The 19,272-nt window shown below is 58.0% G+C and carries 15 protein-coding genes, 2 tRNA genes and 1 pseudogene; 9 read left to right on the top strand and 9 right to left on the bottom strand.

Features of this window, described 5'->3' with window-relative positions; all coding sequences use genetic code 11:
• Positions 1 to 157: 157 nt before the first annotated feature.
• From CUR33_RS13535 to CUR33_RS13520, 4 genes are all read right to left on the bottom strand, one after another.
• Positions 158 to 919 carry an amino acid ABC transporter ATP-binding protein gene (locus CUR33_RS13535; RefSeq protein ID WP_160087619.1) on the bottom strand — a complete coding sequence of 254 codons (762 nt, stop codon included), beginning with the start codon at positions 917 to 919 and terminating at the stop codon, positions 158 to 160.
• Positions 920 to 928: 9 nt separating this feature from the next.
• On the bottom strand, positions 929 to 2,026 hold the full coding sequence (locus CUR33_RS13530; RefSeq protein ID WP_090252492.1) for an amino acid ABC transporter permease: 1,098 nt from the start codon (positions 2,024 to 2,026) through the stop codon (positions 929 to 931).
• Between the two features lie 9 nt (positions 2,027 to 2,035).
• Entirely contained in the window at positions 2,036 to 3,220 is a 1,185-nt protein-coding gene (locus CUR33_RS13525) for an amino acid ABC transporter permease (RefSeq protein ID WP_160087623.1), read from the bottom strand.
• Positions 3,221 to 3,321: 101 nt separating this feature from the next.
• The gene (locus tag CUR33_RS13520; protein ID WP_090252487.1) at positions 3,322 to 4,350 is read right to left on the bottom strand and encodes an amino acid ABC transporter substrate-binding protein; all 1,029 of its coding nucleotides are present in this window, start codon (positions 4,348 to 4,350) and stop codon (positions 3,322 to 3,324) included.
• A gap of 478 nt (positions 4,351 to 4,828) precedes the next feature.
• On the opposite strand from CUR33_RS13520, the gene CUR33_RS13515 reads away from it, so the two are divergent.
• The 5 genes from CUR33_RS13515 to rhlB all read left to right on the top strand — a co-directional run bounded on the left by CUR33_RS13515 (position 4,829) and on the right by rhlB (position 11,376).
• Positions 4,829 to 5,488, top strand: a complete 660-nt coding sequence (locus tag CUR33_RS13515) for an alpha/beta hydrolase (protein ID WP_167144996.1) — start codon at positions 4,829 to 4,831, stop codon at positions 5,486 to 5,488.
• Between the two features lie 22 nt (positions 5,489 to 5,510).
• Complete coding sequence (locus CUR33_RS13510) at positions 5,511 to 7,412, top strand: acyl-CoA synthetase (RefSeq protein ID WP_289239979.1); 1,902 nt, start codon at positions 5,511 to 5,513, stop codon at positions 7,410 to 7,412.
• A 194-nt stretch (positions 7,413 to 7,606) separates the two neighbouring features.
• Positions 7,607 to 8,545, top strand: a complete 939-nt coding sequence (locus tag CUR33_RS13505; protein ID WP_289239978.1) for a GGDEF domain-containing protein — start codon at positions 7,607 to 7,609, stop codon at positions 8,543 to 8,545.
• 120 nt (positions 8,546 to 8,665) lie between these two features.
• A complete protein-coding gene (locus tag CUR33_RS13500; RefSeq protein WP_289239977.1) occupies positions 8,666 to 9,829 on the top strand; it encodes a dipeptidase in 1,164 nt (387 codons plus the stop codon).
• Positions 9,830 to 9,933: 104 nt separating this feature from the next.
• Positions 9,934 to 11,376 carry an ATP-dependent RNA helicase RhlB gene (gene rhlB, locus CUR33_RS13495; protein ID WP_289239976.1) on the top strand — a complete coding sequence of 481 codons (1,443 nt, stop codon included), beginning with the start codon at positions 9,934 to 9,936 and terminating at the stop codon, positions 11,374 to 11,376.
• Positions 11,377 to 11,445: 69 nt separating this feature from the next.
• Here rhlB and dinB read toward each other — a convergent pair whose 3' ends face one another.
• Positions 11,446 to 12,507 carry a DNA polymerase IV gene (gene dinB, locus CUR33_RS13490; protein ID WP_289239975.1) on the bottom strand — a complete coding sequence of 354 codons (1,062 nt, stop codon included), beginning with the start codon at positions 12,505 to 12,507 and terminating at the stop codon, positions 11,446 to 11,448.
• Between the two features lie 22 nt (positions 12,508 to 12,529).
• Complete coding sequence (locus CUR33_RS13485) at positions 12,530 to 12,745, bottom strand: zinc ribbon domain-containing protein (RefSeq protein WP_289239974.1); 216 nt, start codon at positions 12,743 to 12,745, stop codon at positions 12,530 to 12,532.
• Between the two features lie 206 nt (positions 12,746 to 12,951).
• Here CUR33_RS13485 and CUR33_RS13480 point away from each other — a divergent pair.
• The 4 genes from CUR33_RS13480 (at position 12,952) to rimO (ending at position 15,376) form a co-directional block, all read left to right on the top strand.
• A tRNA-Met gene (locus CUR33_RS13480) sits at positions 12,952 to 13,028 on the top strand.
• Positions 13,029 to 13,148: 120 nt separating this feature from the next.
• Positions 13,149 to 13,225, top strand: a tRNA-Met gene (locus CUR33_RS13475).
• Positions 13,226 to 13,360: 135 nt separating this feature from the next.
• A complete protein-coding gene (locus CUR33_RS13470; RefSeq protein ID WP_090252465.1) occupies positions 13,361 to 13,912 on the top strand; it encodes a cytochrome b in 552 nt (183 codons plus the stop codon).
• Positions 13,913 to 14,053: 141 nt separating this feature from the next.
• A complete protein-coding gene (rimO, locus tag CUR33_RS13465; protein ID WP_170050338.1) occupies positions 14,054 to 15,376 on the top strand; it encodes a 30S ribosomal protein S12 methylthiotransferase RimO in 1,323 nt (440 codons plus the stop codon).
• 75 nt (positions 15,377 to 15,451) lie between these two features.
• Here the strand turns inward: rimO and CUR33_RS20735 are convergent, their stop codons facing one another.
• The 3 genes and pseudogenes from CUR33_RS20735 to CUR33_RS13455 form a co-directional block, all read right to left on the bottom strand.
• Positions 15,452 to 16,315, bottom strand: coding sequence for a methyl-accepting chemotaxis protein (locus CUR33_RS20735; protein WP_372239953.1), 864 nt, complete (start codon positions 16,313 to 16,315; stop codon positions 15,452 to 15,454).
• Positions 16,307 to 17,239: pseudogene (locus CUR33_RS20730) on the bottom strand (methyl-accepting chemotaxis protein); the annotation flags it as partial. The gene CUR33_RS20735 and the pseudogene CUR33_RS20730, both read right to left, overlap by 9 nt.
• A 422-nt stretch (positions 17,240 to 17,661) precedes the next feature.
• Positions 17,662 to 18,627, bottom strand: a complete 966-nt coding sequence (locus CUR33_RS13455) for an integron integrase (RefSeq protein WP_289239973.1) — start codon at positions 18,625 to 18,627, stop codon at positions 17,662 to 17,664.
• Between the last annotated feature and the right edge of the window lie 645 nt (positions 18,628 to 19,272).

Genomic DNA, 19,272 nt, shown 5'->3' with positions numbered 1-19,272 from the left:
CCAAGCTGGGTTGCAACGCAGTAACAGCTAAAGGCTGTTACTAACGTAGCCCCTTGTTTTGCTCTAGCTCGCGAGATCCTAAACAGACTCTATGCGCACAAACAATGCGCAACAAAAAAGGGAGCCCGAAGGCTCCCTTTTTTGTTGCAGCTGAAACTCAGTGAATGATCTGACTGAGGAACAGTTTGGTGCGTTCATTCTGCGGATTGGTGAAGAAGGCGTTGGGCTCGTTCTGTTCCACGATCTCGCCCTTGTCCATAAAGATCACCCGGTTCGCCACGGTGCGGGCAAAGCCCATTTCGTGGGTTACGCAGAGCATGGTCATACCGTCTTCGGCCAGGCCGATCATGGTATCCAACACTTCCTTGACCATTTCCGGATCGAGGGCCGAGGTCGGCTCGTCGAACAGCATGATCTTCGGCTTCATGCACAGCGCACGGGCAATCGCCACACGCTGTTGCTGGCCGCCAGAGAGCTGCCCTGGGTACTTGTGGGCCTGCTCCGGAATGCGCACGCGCTCAAGAAAGTGCATGGCAATCTCTTCCGCCTGACGCTTGGGCATCTTGCGCACCCACATCGGCGCCAGGGTGCAGTTCTGTAGCACGGTCAGGTGCGGGAACAGGTTGAAGTGCTGGAACACCATGCCGACTTCGCGGCGCACCGCTTCGATGTGCTTGAGGTCATGGGTCAGCTCGGTGCCATCAACCACGATGCGACCTTGCTGGTGTTCTTCCAGCCGATTGATGCAGCGGATGGTGGTCGATTTGCCCGAGCCCGAAGGCCCGCACAACACGATACGCTCGCCCGGCTGCACGCTCAGGTTGATGTCCTTGAGCACATGGAACTGGCCGTACCACTTGTTCACGCCCTGCAGCAGGATCATCGGTTCGGCGCTGGGTTGCTTGTTGGCTTCACTCATAACTCACTCCTAACGCTTGTGGCCGGTGTCCAGCTTGCGCTCCAGATGCTGGGAGTAGCGGGACATACCAAAACAGAAAATCCAGAAAATCAGCGCGGCGAACACATAGCCTTCAGTGGCCATGCCCAGCCAAGCCGGATCGGTGGTGGCTTGCTTGATGCTGTTGAGCAGGTCGAACAGGCCGATGATGATCACCAGGCTGGTGTCCTTGAACAGCGCAATAAAGGTGTTGACGATGCCGGGAATAACCAGCTTCAGGGCTTGCGGCAGAATCACCAGGCCCATCATCCGCCAGTAGCCCAGGCCCATGGCCGCAGCGGCCTCGTACTGGCCCTTGGGAATTGCCTGCAGACCACCGCGCACCACTTCGGCGATATAGGCCGACTGGAACAGGATCACCCCGATCAACGCACGCATCAGCTTGTCGAAGGAGAGGCCCTCAGGCAGGAACAGCGGCAGCATCACCGAAGACATAAACAGCACGGTGATCAACGGCACCCCACGCCAGAACTCGATAAAGGTCACGCAGATCACGCGGATCGCCGGCATGTCCGAACGCCGTCCCAGCGCCAGCAGAATGCCCAGCGGCAAAGCGCCGGCAATACCCACAGCGGCAATCACCAACGTGAGCATCAGACCGCCCCACTGACTGGTGGACACAGTCGATAGACCGAAGAAACCACCGTGCAGCAACCAGAAGGCCAGCAGCGGATACACCACCAGGAAAGCCAGGCCATACATGGCCTTGCGCGGCATTTGCGGCACGAACAGCGGTGCAGCACCGATGACCGCTAACCACAGGGTCAGGTCAACGCGCCAGCGCAGCTCACTCGGGTAGAAACCGTACATAAACTGGCCGAAACGCTGCTGCACAAACACCCAGCACGCGCCGCCACTGGTGCAGTCGGCACGGGTGGTACCGGTCCAGTCTGCATCAATAAACGCCCACTGAATCAGCGGTGGCAGCATCAGCCAGACCAAATAGGCTGCAAACAATGTCAGCAGGGTGTTGAACCAGCTGGAGAACAGGTTGGCGCGCAGCCAACCCACCACACCAACGCTCAGCGCGGGTGGCGGTAGATCAGGTTTGAACGTATGCGTTTGCATGGCTGCTCCTTACCGCTCGATCAGCGCAATGCGCTTGTTGTACCAGTTCATCAGCATGGAAATGCTGATACTGATTGCCAGGTACACACTCATGGTGATGGCGATCACCTCGATCGCTTGCCCGGTCTGATTAAGTACCGTGCCGGCGAACAGCGAGACCATGTCCGGATAACCGATACCGGCCGCCAGTGAGGAGTTTTTCGCCAAGTTGAGGTATTGGCTGGTCAACGGCGGAATGATCACCCGCAGCGCCTGCGGAATAATCACCAAGCGCAGGGTCTTGCCCGCTGGCAGGCCCAGAGAGCGAGCCGCTTCGGTCTGTCCGTGGTTGACGGCCATGATCCCGGAACGTACGTTCTCGGCGATAAAGGCAGCGGTGTAGATGGTCAACGCCAGGGTCAAGGCCATCAGCTCAGGGATGAGTACCCAGCCACCCCGGAAGTTGAAGCCCGTAAGCTCCGGCACACTCCACTGCAACGGGTTGCCACCGAGCAAAATCGCCAGACCTGGCAGGCCGATCAGCAGCGGTATTGCCCCCAGCGACACCGGAAACAGCTGGCCAGTGGCCTCAAAGCGCGCCTTCGACCAACGCGCCAGCAGCACCACACCAATAATTGCCACAATCACCGCACCGGCAAATAAGCCAAAGCTGTCGGTCGGGCTTGGGGCTGGCATATACAGGCCGCGGCTGTTGAGGAAGAACGCTTCACCAACGCCCATGCTCTGCCGCGGTCCTGGCAGGGAGAGCATGACAGCGAAGTACCAGAAGAAGATTTGCAGCAACGGCGGGATATTACGGAACGTCTCGATGTATACCGTGGCCAGCTTGCTGATCAACCAGTTCGGCGACAGACGTGCCACACCCAGCAAAAAACCCAACAGCGTCGCCAGAACAATACCAATCACCGACACCAACAATGTGTTGAGCAGGCCCACCACGAAAACACGCCCATAGGAGTTGCTTTCGTCGTAGTCGATCAGGTGCTGGGCAATACCGAAACCGGCGCTGTTATTGAGAAAGGAAAACCCGGACGTAATACCGCGTTTTTCCAGGTTGGTCTGGGTGTTGTCAAACAGAAACCAGCCGAGCGCCACAACGGCGATAACGGCAAGAATTTGAAATAGCCAAGCACGCGCCTTGGGGTCGGTCCAAACCGATCCACCGGGGCGCGGGACATTTGCAGTGGTTTGCATAGGAGCCCTCTTGGAACCCTCATGCCCGCATTAGCGGGCATGAGGTTCACATCAATCAGAACAATGCCAGCCACTCAGGACGAGTGACTGGCAGCGGACGGTCAGCGCACCGGCGGTGCGTACTGCAGACCACCTTTGTTCCACAGGGCATTGAGGCCACGTTCGATCTTCAGCTCGCTGCCGGTACCGACGTTGCGCTCGAAGCTTTCGCCGTAGTTGCCCACTTGCTTGACGATCTGTACAGCCCAGTCTTTCGGCAGTTTCAGATCTTTACCGAACTCACCTTCAGCGCCGAGCAGACGTGCTACGTCGGGGTTCTTGGTGGATTTGGCTTGCTCTTCGACGTTGGCCGAAGTCACACCCAGCTCTTCAGCGTTCACCATCGCGTAGAGCGACCAGCGCACGATGTCGAACCACTCTTCGTCACCCTGGCGTACGACCGGGCCCAGTGGCTCTTTCGAGATCACTTCCGGCAGTACCACGTAGGAATCCGGGTCAGCCAGCTTGATGCGCTGTGCGTACAGCTGCGACTGGTCGGAGGTCAGCACATCGCAACGGCCAGCTTCAACCGATTTGGCGCTCTCGTCGGAGGTGTCGTAAGTGATCGGGGTGTACTTCAGGCCATTGGCACGGAAGTAGTCGGAGAGGTTCAGCTCGGTGGTGGTACCTGCCTGGATGCAGACCGTTGCACCATCGAGTTCTTTAGCGCTGGAAACGCCAAGTTTCTTGTTAACCAGGAAGCCTTGACCGTCGTAGTAGTTAACGCCGGCAAAGTTCAGACCCAGGCCAGAATCACGCGAGCTGGTCCAGGTGGTGTTACGCGAGAGGATGTCGACTTCGCCGGACTGCAGCGCGGTGAAGCGCTCTTTAGCGGTAAGCGGGCTGTACTTGACCTTAGTCGCGTCACCAAATACCGCAGCAGCAACTGCGCGGCATACGTCAACGTCGAGACCCAGGTAGTTACCCTTCTCATCGGCGTAGGAGAAGCCAGGCAGACCATCGCTGATACCGCACTGTACGAAACCTTTCTTCTGGATCGCGTCCAGAGTAGCGCCTGCTTGAGCAAAACTGCTGACACCGAGAACAGCGGCGGTGGTCAGTACTGCCAATGTGGATTTCACCATCTTCATTAAAACCTCCAGTTGCTTTTGTTGTGTTTGGAGTCTCGGTTCTACCACCGTACCCTTATGGGGCTCGTTGACTGTGTCGGCAGCAACACACTCAACCGGGGATCAAACCTTAGCGCGAGTTTAGTTGCCGATTGCTCCAGCGGCCATAAACTCTCACCCGCCCATTATTTGAATGGGCTAGAGACAGATAGCAAGTGACTTGTCGCACAGCATGCAGCACCTGGCGAACCTGTGAAGCGCCGTTAACGGCATTTCAGTCTGCTCCGTGCCCGGTTTGGTGGCAGTGTTACCACGGCCCGGCCACGTCATCAGTCCCTAAGGTGTATAGCAAGGCCCGTACCAGCGCCGCGCTTTGAGCACCATACGGACAGGTCAAGAGCAAAACTTGCACCCTGGCGACAACTTCTTTCTAGAATCGCCACCCCCTAAATTTTCCCGCGCACTAAATCAGCGCGCATGCACCACAGCGGAGCCTCAAATGAGTGAACCCTTGATTCTTCAGCCCACACTTGCCGCCGATGCGTGCGTCATTTGGTTGCACGGCCTCGGGGCCGACCGCTACGACTTTATGCCGGTTGCTGAGATGCTGCAGAAGCGTTTGCACAGCACCCGCTTCGTGTTGCCGCAAGCGCCGACTCAGGCGGTAACCATCAACGGCGGCTACGCCATGCCCAGCTGGTACGACATCCTGGCCATGAGCCCGGCCCGCGCGATCAACCGCGAACAGCTGGAAGCCTCAGCGCAACAGGTGATCGCACTAATCGAAGCGCAGCGTGACAGCGGCATCGACCCGGCCCGCATCGTCCTCGCTGGCTTCTCTCAGGGCGGCGCGGTGGTGCTGCACACTGCCTTCCTACGCTGGCAGTTTGCGCTCGGTGGCGTAATTGCACTGTCAACCTACGCCCCTACATTCAGCGACGAGGTCGTCCTGGCAGATACAAAAAGACAACTGCCGGTCCTGTGTTTGCATGGCACATTCGACGACATCGTACTGCCGGCCATGGGCCGTGCAGCCCATGACTACCTGATTGCATCCGGCGTCAGCGTGCAATGGCGTGATTACCCGATGGGCCACGAAGTGGTGAATGAGGAAATCCGCGACATCGCCGACTGGCTGGAGCAACGGTTTACCAGTTGACTGCCTGCGAGCGAGACTACCTATGCCTGCCATACCTGCGATCAAGACCCTGCGTGATATCCAGCTGATCGAGCAAACACCGCTGGCCGAACGCGACCTGCCGGCCAGCACGTATGAGCTGATCTGCCGCAGTGCAGCGCAGCAAGCAGATGCACCGGCGCTCTCGTTCATCCTCCAGGGCACGGCAAACGAGGCGGCTTACCGCCTCAGTTACAGGCAGCTGCTGGGCAAGATCACCCAGACCGCCAACGCCTTCCACCGCCTGGGCTTACGTCCGGGCAAGGCGGTGTCGTTTCTGTTGCCTAACCTGCCGCACACCCACTTCACCATCTGGGGCGGCGAAGCGGCAGGGATCGTCAATGCGATCAACCCGCTGCTTGACCCGGAACATATCGCCGAGCTGATCCAGGCCTCGGACTCAGAGCTGCTGGTGACCCTGGCACCCTTCCCCGGCACCGACCTGTGGGCGAAGGTCGAAGGCCTGCGCGAGCAACTGCCTGCGCTCAAGGCGATTATCTGCGTGGACATGGCCAATCTGCTGCCGGAGCCGCAGCGCAGTGCGATCAAAGCGCAGCGTGGGCCGCTGCCAGACGGCGTACTGGACTTTGATGAGCTGATCGCGGCCTGCCCAGACGACCACCTGGAAAGCGGCCGCGTAATCGCGCCAGACGACATTGCCAGCTACTTCCACACCGGCGGCACCACTGGTACGCCGAAGCTCGCACCGCACAGCCATGGCAACGAAGTGGCCATGGCGTTCAGCATGAACTTGGTTACCCGCTTCGAGCCGGGCGATGTCACCCTTTGCGGCCTGCCGCTGTTTCACGTCAACGGAGTGATTGTTACAGGTCTGACTGCTTTTATCGGCGGCGCCGAAGTGCTGCTGGCTACGCCGCAGGGGTACCGCAACGCCAACCTGATCAGCAATTTCTGGACGATCATCGAACGCCATAACGTCAGCTTCTTTAGCGGCGTACCAACCATCTACGCCGGCCTGCTGCAAGTGCCGAGCGAAGGCCATGACCTCAGCTCACTGAAATACGCCCTGTGCGGCGCCGCACCGATGCCCGTTGAGCTGATTCGCCAGTTCGAAAGCAAAACTGGGCTGACCCTGATCGAAGGCTATGGCCTCACCGAAGGCACCTGCGGCAGCTGCGCCAACCCACCTGCTGGCGAGCGTCGCCCCGGCTCCATCGGCCTGCCAATGCCTTACTGCGAAGTGAGCATCAAGGTGCTCGACGAACTGGGCAACTATCTAAGGGAGGCCAACCGCAATGAAATTGGCAACCTGTGCATCCGTGGCGCCACGGTGTTCAAGGGTTACCTGCAGAGCAGCAAGAACACCGGCATCTGGGTCGACGGCGACTGGTTCAACACCGGCGACCTCGGCCGCGTGGATGCTGATGGTTACATCTGGCTCACCGGGCGCAGCAAGGATCTGATCATCCGTGGCGGCCACAATATTGACCCACAGATGATTGAAGAAGCGCTGCACAAACACCCCGCCGTGGCCATGGCTGCAGCGGTCGGTAAGCCTGACGAAAAGGCCGGCGAACTGCCGGTGGTCTACGTGCAACTCAAACCCGGCGCTGAGGTCAGCGAAGCCGAACTGTTGGCCCATGCAGCCGAACACATTCACGAACGCGCGGCGATCCCCAAGGATGCCTGGATCATAGACACCATACCGCTGACCGCGGTGGGTAAAACTTTCAAACCGGCGCTGCGCTTCGATGCGATTGCCCGCGTTTATCAGGCGGCCCTGGCAGAAATAGATGCCCGTCTGCGCGTGGAGGTATTGAGTGACGACAAACGCGGCCAGATTGCCCACATCTATATACCCGCCGACCAGGCCGCACTGGCAGATGCAGTGAGCCAACGACTGGCGGGTTTTGCCGTTGCGATAGAACTGCACCTCACCGAGTAAACAATCACTGGCGCAAGGAACACGCCAGAATTGTGATAAACCATTCAACTTCAATACCGCTGGTCGCCCGTGCGTCTGACAAGGATTGTCAGGCCACAGGCAGCGGAATATGTTCAGGCATGGTGTTCGCCCTTAATGCAGGGAGCGTTAGCGATGCCCACTATTCGTAGCCTACAGCCACACCTGCCGCCCCAATGAAAAACGCCAAATGGCAGGCTGATCTGCAGCAAATTCGCCACTTGCGACTGTTCAATAACGTCGCCGCCAGCGGCATCAATCAGCTGCTTAAAGAATTTCGCGCCTGCGACTTGGACGCCGGGGAAGTGTTGTTATCCCCCTTCAACCGCAACCAGTACCTGTACCTGCTGCTCAAGGGCCAACTCAAGGTCTACCTTGGCTCGCTTGATAGCCAGGCCGTGAGCACCCTCAAAGCCGGCGACTGTGCAGGCGAAATCAGCTTTATCGATAACGAACACCCCTCCGCCTATGTGGTGGCGACGGAGCCCTGCTGCGTGCTGCGCCTGCACCGCGAATCCTTGTACAACCTGTTCCAACAATCGCCAGCACTGATGCAGAACTTGCTCGAACTGCTCTGCGACCGTGTACGCAAAGGCAACCGACTCATCCTCGACAGCGAACAAACCGCCAATATTGATGCCCTGACCGGCGCCTATAACCGTCGCTGGCTGGAACATATCTTCGAACGCGAAAGCACCCGCAGCGCGTTCAATGGCAAACCACTGTGCATGCTGATGCTCGATGTCGATCACTTCAAAGCCTACAACGACCAGCATGGCCACCTCGCGGGCGACTACGCCCTGTGCCTGGTTGCGCACACCCTGCGCAACCAGCTGCGCCCTAAGGACAGCCTGACCCGCTACGGCGGTGAGGAATTCGTCATCCTGCTGCCGGAAATCGGTGCCGATGAAGCCCGCAGCATCGGTGAACGCCTGCGCCAGGCGCTGCGAGCCGTCAGCTCATTTCACTCCCCGATTGGCGTACTGCCGGGGGTGACCGTATCCATTGGCCTGGCGCAGATGCAACCCAAGGACAGCCTGCAAGGCGTGATCGCCCGCGCAGACAGCGCGCTGTATCAAGCCAAGCAGCAAGGCCGCGACTGCCTCTGCGGTTAGCCCTTTGCGATCTGCTGCGCGTTTACGCTCCCCAAACGGCCCGCTAGCCACCCATCACATTTCTGACCCACTCTTGCTAGAGTGCTGCGCATAACAACAACGCCCGGATGGCACCTTACTATGCGCAAAATTCTGATCACCCTGCTGATAATCCTGTTGATCGCTGCGGGCAGTGTGTTTGCCCTGCCCTCCTTGCTTGACCGCAAGATGAACAGCGTCGAATCCCCCGCGCCTTACCCCGCCAGTGAATCGGCCAATCAGCTGCATCAACAACTGTTTATCGCCGACCTGCATGACGACGTACTGCTGTGGGAGCGCGACCTGCTCAAGCGCTACGACTTTGGCCACTCCGACCTGCCGCGCATGCTCGAAGGCCGCGTTGGCCTGCAGGTGTTTTCCACCGTGACCAAGACGCCGCGCGGCATCAACTATGAGCGTAACAGCGGTGACACTGACAACATCACCCTGCTGGCCATGGCTCAGCGCTGGCCCAAGGCAACCTGGAGCAGCTTGCTGCAACGCGCGCTCTACCAGGCACGCAAGCTCGATGAGGCCAGCGCCAACAGCGACGGCCGCCTGGTACTGATCAAAACCCGCAGCGACCTCGCCAGTTTTGTCAGCGCCTGGCAAAAAGACCCGCAGCGTGTCGCAGGCATTCTCGCCACCGAAGGCCTGCAACCAATTGAAGGCAAGCTGGAAAACGTCGACACCCTCTATGACGCCGGCTTTCGTATTACCGGCCTGACCCACTTCTTCGACAATGAAGTAGGCGGCTCGGCACACGGCCTGGAAAAAGGCGGCCTGACCCCGCTGGGCCGGCAGGTGATCAAGCGCTTGGAAGAAAAAGCCATGCTGATCGACCTGGCTCACGCCTCGCGTCCGCTGATCGATGATGTACTGGCCATCGCCACCCGCCCGGTGCTGGTTTCCCACACCGGCGTTGAAGGTACGTGCAAAGGCACGCGCAACCTCAGCGACAAACATCTGAAAGCCATCGCTGCTACCGGCGGAGTAATCGGTATCGGCTACTGGGATGCTGCCGTCTGCGCCACCTCGGTAGAGGCCATCGTCAAAGCAATCCGCTATACCGCAGGCTTGATTGGCGTGCAGCACGTGGCGCTGGGTTCGGACTTCAACGGCACCATCCATGCGCCGTTTGACGTCACCGGCCTGCCGCAACTGACCGAAGGCCTGCTAAAGGCGGGCTTCAGCCACGCGGACATTGCCGCGATCATGGGCGGCAACGTACAGCGTTTGCTGCTTGCCAGCCTTCCCGAAAATTGAGTAAAAATCAGCCAATAGCCGCCATCCGGCGCGGCACTTCGCCGCGCCGGCTTCTTGCTTTACACTGGCGACCGTTCACTCCTTAACCAATTGATGAGATGACCGTGCTCAAAGCACTCAAGAAAATATTCGGCAAAGCCGAGGGCGAACAGCCCAGCCCAGCAACTCCGTCACCTGTAACGCCCAACGCACCGCGCGTCCAGCCTGACGCCAACGCTGACAAATCCAGCCGCAGCGCCTCACCGCGCCCCCCTGAAGCCGCTGAAAAACCGTTACAGAGCAAGGAAAAACCGGCGAAACCGCGCCGCGAACGCCCGGCCAAACCAGTCGACACCTGGAAACTGGAAGACTTCGCCGTAGCTCCGGCCGAGGGCAAGACCCGTTTTCATGACTTCAAGCTCTCCCCCGAGCTGATGCATGCCATCCATGATCTGGGCTTCCCGTACTGCACGCCGATCCAGGCGCAGGTGCTGGGTTACACCCTAAGCGGTCGTGACGCCATCGGCCGCGCCCAGACCGGTACGGGCAAAACCGCCGCCTTCCTGATCTCGATCATCACCCAGTTGCTGCAAACCCCTCCGCCGAAAGAGCGTTATATGGGCGAGCCGCGCGCGCTGATCATCGCGCCGACTCGCGAGCTGGTGGTGCAGATCGCCAAAGACGCCGCCGATCTGACCAAATACACCGGCCTCAATGTGATGAGCTTTGTCGGTGGCATGGACTTCGACAAACAGCTCAAGCTGCTGGAATCGCGCTTCTGCGACATTCTGGTGGCCACCCCGGGCCGTTTGCTCGACTTCAACCAGCGCGGCGAAGTGCACCTGGATATGGTCGAAGTGATGGTGCTCGACGAAGCCGACCGCATGCTCGACATGGGCTTTATCCCCCAGGTGCGCCAGATCATCCGCCAGACCCCGATGAAGGGCGAACGCCAGACTCTGCTGTTCTCCGCGACCTTCACCGAAGACGTGATGAACCTGGCCAAGCAATGGACCACAGAACCGGCGATCGTTGAGATCGAGCCGGAAAACGTCGCCAGCGATACCGTTGAGCAGCACGTTTATGCCGTGGCCGGCAGCGACAAATACAAGCTGCTGTACAACCTGATCACCCAGAACGACTGGATTCGCGTGATGGTCTTCGCCAACCGCAAGGATGAAGTGCGGCGTATCGAAGAACGCCTGACCCGCGACGGCATCAGTGCCGTACAGATGTCCGGTGACGTACCGCAGCACAAACGCATCCGCGCCCTGGAAGGCTTCCGCGAAGGCAAGATCCGCGTGATGGTCGCCACCGACGTGGCCGGCCGCGGCATCCACGTCGACGCAATCAGCCACGTGATCAACTTCACCCTGCCGGAAACCCCGGACGACTACGTGCACCGCATCGGTCGTACCGGCCGCGCCGGCAGCAGCGGCACCTCGATCAGCTTTGCCGGCGAAGACGACGCCTACGCCCTGCCTGCCATCGAGGCACTGCTGGGCCGCAAGATCGCCTGCGAAATGCCGCCCGACGAGCTACTCAAGCCAGTCCCGCGCAAGCATTGACCCCCCCAACTAAAAAGGCGAAGCCCCAGGCTTCGCCTTTTTTATGGGCACAGATCGGCCTATCAGTAGTCAGGGCGCAAATAACTCAAGCTGCTCCTGCTTACCGCGTAGGTCATGTAAGCGCACACCCACGCCGAGCAGGCGTACCGCTTTATTGCCCCGCGCAAAGGCCGTGCTCATCAACCGCGAATAACTCTCCAGATCCCGCCGCGCTCCGCCCTGCTCCAAGGTGGTTTGGCTGAAATCGTGAAACTTGATTTTGACGAAGGGTTTATCCGGCCGGTAACTCGCATCCAACCGCGCCATCCGCGTGGCCAACTGCTCCAGCAGCGCCGGCAACTGCTCAAGACAGGCGGCTAAATCCGGCAAATCCTTATCAAAGGTATTTTCCACGCTGACCGACTGACGCCGGCTGTCGTTATGCACAACTCGCTCATCAATCCCGCGCGCCAGGCCCCACAAGCGCTCGCCAAAACTGCCAAATTCCTTGACCAACGCCAGCTTGTTCCACTCGCGCAGGTCGCTGCAGGTACGAATGCCCAAGCGCCCAAGCTTGTCAGCCGTGACCTTGCCCACGCCATGCAGCTTGCTCACCGGTAAGGCGGCGACAAAGTCCTCAATCTGATCTGGGGCAATCACAAACAGGCCGTTAGGTTTCTTCCAGTCGCTGGCGATCTTGGCCAGAAACTTGTTCGGCGCCACACCCGCAGAAACGGTGATATGCAGTTCCTGGGAAACCCGCCTGCGAATATCCTGAGCGATGCGCGTGGCGCTGCCAGCAAAGTGCGGGCTGTCGGTAACATCCAGGTAGGCCTCATCCAGCGACAAGGGCTCGATCAACTCGGTGTAATCGCGAAAAATCGCCTGAATCTCCCGCGACACGGCCTTATAGGCATCCATACGCGGTTTAACGATGACCAAATCCGGGCATAATTTGAGCGCTTGCCCAGACGCCATCGCTGATCGCACGCCATAACTGCGCGCTTCGTAGTTGCAGGTTGCAATCACCCCGCGCCGATCTGCCGAGCCACCGACCGCCAGGGGCTTGCTCGCCAGGCTGGGCTCATCCCGCATCTCGATTGCGGCGTAAAAGCAATCACAGTCCACGTGGATGATCTTGCGGCTGTTCATCGCCAAGCCACCAGCCCTGCTGCTACTGCTCGGCTGAGCTAACAGGCGCTGCCGGTTTCGCCTCGCTCGCCGCATCCTCAGACTTACTCATATAAGACTGGATAATCAGGATGACGATCAGCATAAACGCAGCCAATGGCACCAGCTTGGTCTTCGCCACCACGGCAGCGCCGCAACCCGGACAGGTCTTGGCATCGGCTGGCACCTGAGCACCACAGGCTTTGCATTCAACGCTCATAACATTTCTCCAATTTATATGGGCAGGGACTCTAGCCCAACAGCCCGGTTGCGGGCTATGCCGAAAGCAAAGCTGTCCGCTCAATCAGGCTCTAGCACAGGGTTCTGCAGCGCAAGATCAATCAACGTACGGCTAAGCATCTGAATAAAAACAACTTCTGGCCACCTTTAGGTTGACAAGCGGCATTTAAACGCTAGAATTGGCGCCGCGGGATGGAGCAGTCTGGTAGCTCGTCGGGCTCATAACCCGAAGGTCGTCGGTTCAAATCCGGCTCCCGCAACCAGATACTCAAAAAGGCCACTCAATCGAGTGGCCTTTTTGCATTTAAGCCCAACCGATTTAAGTTATTGATTAAAAACCACTAATCAATTGACAAAGCATCGTTCCTGTATAGAATGGCCGGCGCGGGATGGAGCAGTCTGGTAGCTCGTCGGGCTCATAACCCGAAGGTCGTCGGTTCAAATCCGGCTCCCGCAACCAGATACTCAAAAAGGCCACTCAATCGAGTGGCCTTTTTGTTTGTGCGCGATTTAGCTGATCACGCTCAATGAGAGCTGGAAGTTGCCTGCCTACACTGAAGCCGATGATCACTGACAGCCTAGGAGGCAAAACACCATGCCCTGGAAAAATACGGAAGCGCGCTATGGCAGCCTGAATATAGCGCTGCACTGGCTGATGCTGATACTTATTGCCGGCGTCTACGCATGCATAGAACTCAAAGGGAACTTCCCCAAAGGCAGCGATACCCGTGAATTGCTCAAGCAATGGCACTTTATGCTGGGCCTCGCCGTCTTCACGCTCGTGTGGCTGCGCTTGCTGGCACGCTTGATTGCACCCACACCGGTCATCCAACCTACCCTGCCTACCTGGCAAGCCATCCCGGCAAAACTGATGCACCTAGCACTCTACGGCCTGATGATCGGCGCCCCACTGGCCGGCTGGTTGATCCTCAGCGCCGCCGGTAAACCCATCCCATTTTTTGGCCTGGAGTTGCCACCCTTGGTCAGCAAAAACCCGGATTTGGCTGGCACGATAAAGGAATGGCATGAACTGGCCGGTAGCGCCGGATACTGGTTGATTGGCCTGCATGCTGCGGCCGGGCTGTTCCACCACTTTGTTGTGCGTGACAACACCCTGACCCGCATCTTGCCAAGTAAGCAGCCCTGACGCCGCCAAGCATTCAGTCCTGATACACAGGTGACGCTCAGTGCTGGTCAATTGCCAGCGTCGCCGCTAGAATTGCGCACTTTTTGATCAGAGGCGCGACCAGCGCCCAGCATCCATCCGTACACGCCTGAGGTTAACGCCATGTCCACCCCCGCCACGCCGAAAGTCGGCTTTGTATCACTCGGTTGCCCCAAGGCGCTGGTGGACTCTGAGCGCATCCTGACTCAGCTGCGCATGGAAGGTTATGAAGTGGTGTCGACTTATCAGGACGCTGATGTGGTGGTGGTCAACACCTGCGGCTTTATCGACAGTGCTAAAGCCGAATCCCTGGAAGTGATCGGCGAAGCGATCAAAGAAAACGGCAAAGTGATCGTCACCGGCTGCATGGGCGTGGAAGAAGGCAGCATCCGCGACGTGCATCCCAGCGTGCTCTCGGTGACAGGCCCGCAGCAGTACGAGCAAGTGGTCAACGCCGTGCATGAAGTCGTGCCGCCGCGCCAGGACCACAACCCGCTGATCGACCTGGTGCCGCCGCAGGGCATCAAACTCACCCCGCGTCACTATGCCTACCTGAAGATTTCCGAAGGCTGTAACCACAGCTGCAGCTTCTGCATCATCCCGTCGATGCGCGGCAAACTGGTCAGCCGCCCGGTGGGTGAAGTACTCAGCGAAGCTGAGCGCCTGGTCAAAGCAGGCGTCAAAGAGCTGCTGGTGATTTCTCAAGACACCAGCGCCTATGGCGTGGACATGAAGTACAAGACCGACTTCTGGAACGGCCAGCCGGTGAAAACCCGCATGACCGAACTGTGCGAAGCACTCTCCAGCCTGGGCGTATGGGTGCGCCTGCACTACGTGTACCCCTACCCGCACGTCGACGAGCTGATCCCGCTGATGGCCGCCGGCAAGATCCTGCCGTACCTGGATATCCCCTTCCAGCACGCCAGCCCGAAAGTGCTCAAGCTGATGAAGCGCCCCGCCTTCGAAGACAAGACCCTGGCACGCATCAAAGCCTGGCGCGAGATCTGCCCGGAGCTGACCATCCGCTCGACCTTTATCGTCGGCTTCCCCGGCGAAACTGAAGAAGACTTCCAGTACCTGCTCGACTGGTTGACCGAAGCGCAGCTCGATCGCGTTGGTTGCTTCCAGTATTCCCCCGTAGAAGGCGCGCCAGCCAACCTGCTCGACAACCCGGTACCCGATGACATCAAACAGGATCGCTGGGACCGTTTCATGGCCCACCAGCAAGCCATCAGCACCGCCCGCCTGCAACTCAAGGTCGGCAAGGAGATGGATGTGCTGATCGATGAAGTCGACGACCAAGGCGCCGTTGCCCGCTGCTACGCTGATGCGCCGGAAATCGACGGCAGCGTGTTTATCGCCAGCACAGACGTCAATCCAGGCGACAAAGTTCGTGTGCGCATCGTCGATGCCGATGAATACGACATGTGGGCCGAGCTGATCTGACCCAACGGATAGTTGCCCGCCACACAAAAACGCCCCGCATTGCGGGGCGTTTTCGTTCAACTGTCAGCGCAGCAGCTAGACCCGGAAACGGCTCACCATCATCTGCAGCTGATTACCCAGACGCGCCAATTCAACGCTGGCACGAGCCGTTTCATCACTGGCAGAGGCCGTCTGCTCGGACACATCCCGCACGCTGATAATGCTGCGACTGATCTCTTCAGCCACCGCACTTTGCTGCTCAGCCGCCGCTGCAATCTGCTGATTCATCGACTGAATGTTCGACACTGTACGGGTAATGCTTTCCAGCGAATCACCCGCGCGCCGAGTCAACTCAACACTGCTGTCCGTCAGGGTACGGCTGCTCAACATGATGCTGGCCACCTGCTGCGTGCCATTCTGCAGCCCCGCAACCAAACCCTCGATCTCCTCAGTAGACTTCTGCGTGCGTTGAGCCAAACCACGCACCTCATCCGCGACCACCGCGAAACCTCGACCCGCCTCACCGGCACGCGCAGCCTCAATAGCCGCATTGAGTGCGAGCAGGTTCGTCTGCTCCGCCACAGCCTTGATGACATCCATCACACTGCCAATCTTCTGGCTTTCTTGCTGCAGAGCCGTCATGGCGCCAGTGGAGCGCCCCACTTCTTCAGCCAGACGCTCAATTTGGGCAATGGCCTGGGCTACCACTTTGTCGCCTTTACGCGCCTCACTGTCAGCGTCCGTCGCAGCGTAAGACGCCTGCTCGGCATTGCGCGCAACCTCCTGCACCGTAGCAGACATCTCGTGCATGGCAGTGGCCACTTGATCGGTTTCACTCTTCTGGTTATTGGCCCCAGCACTGGTCTGCGCGGTTACGGCAGACAGTTCCTCGGCAGCACTGCTGATCTGGCTCACGCCGTCACGAATTCCGCCAATCAACTCACGCAAGGTGCTGGCCATACGCTGTACGCCCTGCTGCAATACACCCAACTCATCCTGACGTACCACGGCAGCACTCGGTGTCAGATCACCACTGGCAATGCGCTCAACGTCCAACAGCGTCGCACGCAGTGGGCGAATGATCTGCCGTGTAATCAGCCATGCAGCAAGCAGCCCAAGCAGCAAAGCCAGCGCTGTAGCCGTCACCTGCAGGTAACGCGCCGCCGCACTTTCGACCGCCAGACGGTCGAGCTGGAAGCTGTAAAGCTCGTCGCTGATTTTGACAATCTCAGCGCCCTGCACGGTCATCTCCTGACGCGCGCGCGCAATGGCCTGCGTGGCATCACGCAGCGCCAACACCGCATCCCGGTACTGCGCCAAGCTACGCTCAACCTGCAATACAGCGGCTTGCTGTGACCCGACGAATGCACGACTCACATCAGCCAGCCCTGCCATGATCGCCTCAACCCCCTGAATCATCGCCGACTCATTTGCGGGGCTGGCATTGTTACGGAACACACTGACCAGGTGTTGCACCTGCAGCAACTCGGCCCTGCTGTCAGTAATCGCCTGATACTGAGCAAAGCGCTGCGGATCAAATTCGGGTAATTGCACGACAACCGCCATGATCTGGCGAACTTGCTCAACGGCCTCAGCCGCCCTCAGGGCCAATACCTCATTAGCTGCATTAGCTTCTTTATAGGCAGCCTTCATGGCATTCAAGGACACTTGGTACTCATCGTTGATCGCACCCTGTTTCTTGAGTAACGCCACATTGACCGGATTCTTGAACGAAGCCTGAAGCGCCTCTTGCTTGGCAATGTAAGTGCTTAAGGTCGACTGTAGGCGTTCAGCGGTGGGCAAATCACCGTTAGCGATCATGTACTGCAACCGCGCAATGCGCAGATTGGTGAGGCTGCTGTTGAGGTAGGTAATGTCGCTCATCCAGTTAGCGCGCTGAATCACACTGCCCAGCCCACTCCAGCCCGTCCAGGCCATCAACACTGTCATCGCCAGCACAACGCCAAAACCTATCAGCAACTTGCGGGTGACGCTGATATTGGCAAACCAGGTATTCATAAAACGGCCTCTCTCCAACGTACGTATCAAAAGCCAAATCAGCAGCTGGAGTTATTGTTGTGGCAGCGCGTCTGGACGGGATTGCCGAGGACTCGGCGAACTGTAGCTAGAAAGGAATCAGCAAGTATCACGCTGAAACCACACGCCAGGCATTACCCGGAGTGCACAGCATGACGACGAGACATACCAGTGCGTCACATTAATAGCGCCAAATTTATAACGCGCAGATTAAATCGAAGACAACACATGCAGACGCCGATGCTGCGGGGCTTTAGCTCGCTCGCCACTCAGGCCCTATCGAGCGGACTTAACACGGCTAGCCCGCCACGATTCAGCACATGGGTATAGATCATCGTCGTCTTCACATCGGAGTGACCTAGTAGCTCTTGAACGGTGCGAATGTCCTGACCGCTTTCCAACAAATGCGTGGCAAAGGAATGCCGCAACGTATGCGGCGTGGCCAGTTTCACAATATCCGTCAGTTTCAATGCAGCCTTGAATGCGCGCTGCACACGCTTTTCATCCAAATGGTGCCGGCGCACCTTGCCACTGCGCGGATCGACCGAAAGACCTGAGGCAGGGAATACATACTGCCAGCCCCACTCCCACGGACCATTCGGGTACTTACGCTCAAGCGCGAAAGGTAAATACACATCGCCACGGCCCACCTTCAATTCGGCGTTATGCTGCGCCCGAACCAGCGCCAAATGCTGTTTAAGCGGCTCCACCAAACGGCGTGGGAGTACCGTGACCCGATCTTTCATCCCCTTTCCATCGCGAACTAGAATCTCACCACGGGGAAAATCAACATCCTTGACCCGCAAGCGCATAACCTCCATCAGGCGCATACCAGAGCCATATAACAAATGCGTCACTAACCCGACCTCTCCGTCTAACCGCCCCAGCAACTGTTGAACTTCAGCCACACTGAGTACCACCGGCAGACGACTGGGCTTCTTTGCCCTCACCACTTCGCCCAACCAAGGCAAATCCAGCTTTAGCACCTGCTTATAAAGAAACAGCAACGCAGCAAGCGCCTGATTCTGTGTTGAAGCCGAAACACTCTTACGCAACGCCAAATCCGATAGAAAAGCCTCGACCTCAGCCGCCCCCATCTCTTGCGGGTGTCGATAACTGTGAAACCGAATAAAGCGCTTTACCCATTCGCAATAGACGTGTTCTGTACGAATCGAGTAGTGTTTCAGGCGAATCTGTTCACGAACCTGCTCAAGCAAACGTGGCTTCCCATCCATGGTGCATAACTCCCTTTTTAGCCAAATCCTGTCGGCACCCCTCAGCCTAGACGCCACCTCTAAGACAAACAAGAATGTTATCCACCACACCCCATAAAACGTTATTACACCAATTGGTGTCTATTTATAGTTAGACGTTCATGTTTTCAAAGCTTGTTTTTGTAATGCGTACACCCGTAACAACGCACGTTTGCTTTCGAGGTTTTCACAGTTTTAAATGTGCATTGCCAGAACGGACGCCCGTTATATTTGTGGCATTTTTAAATACCGCGCTCAGGTCGTTACATTGCAAACATTGGATTTATCGCGCTTCGTCCGTTGCGTAATTTTTGTTTACAAGGCCGCACGATTGCTTTCGGGGCTTTCTCGGGTTTAGTCTTGCGTTGCTGTGCTTACGCCGTTTGCCATCGAGGCACGTTGAAATCGTGGTTTATCCGTTGCATTGCAAACATTAAATTTATTGCGTTTCGCCAGGGTCATCGCGCAACGCGTTACAAGCAAGAAAGCGGTGCTTTAAATTATGCGTACATCCGAGCGTCTAACAAATGGTTCAAATCGCTCGCTGCGCTCGCTGGGACGGGCTAAAGCCCGCCCCTTAACCAAACGTTAGGTGCTAGGTGTAAATTTGAAAGCAATTTACTTTGT

Origin of the sequence: Pseudomonas sp. FEMGT703P, from assembly GCF_002786345.1 — a bacterium.
In the GTDB taxonomy this organism is placed as follows: Bacteria; Pseudomonadota; Gammaproteobacteria; order Pseudomonadales; family Pseudomonadaceae; genus Aquipseudomonas; species Aquipseudomonas peli.
This window is presented reverse-complemented; position numbering and strand designations above follow the sequence as displayed.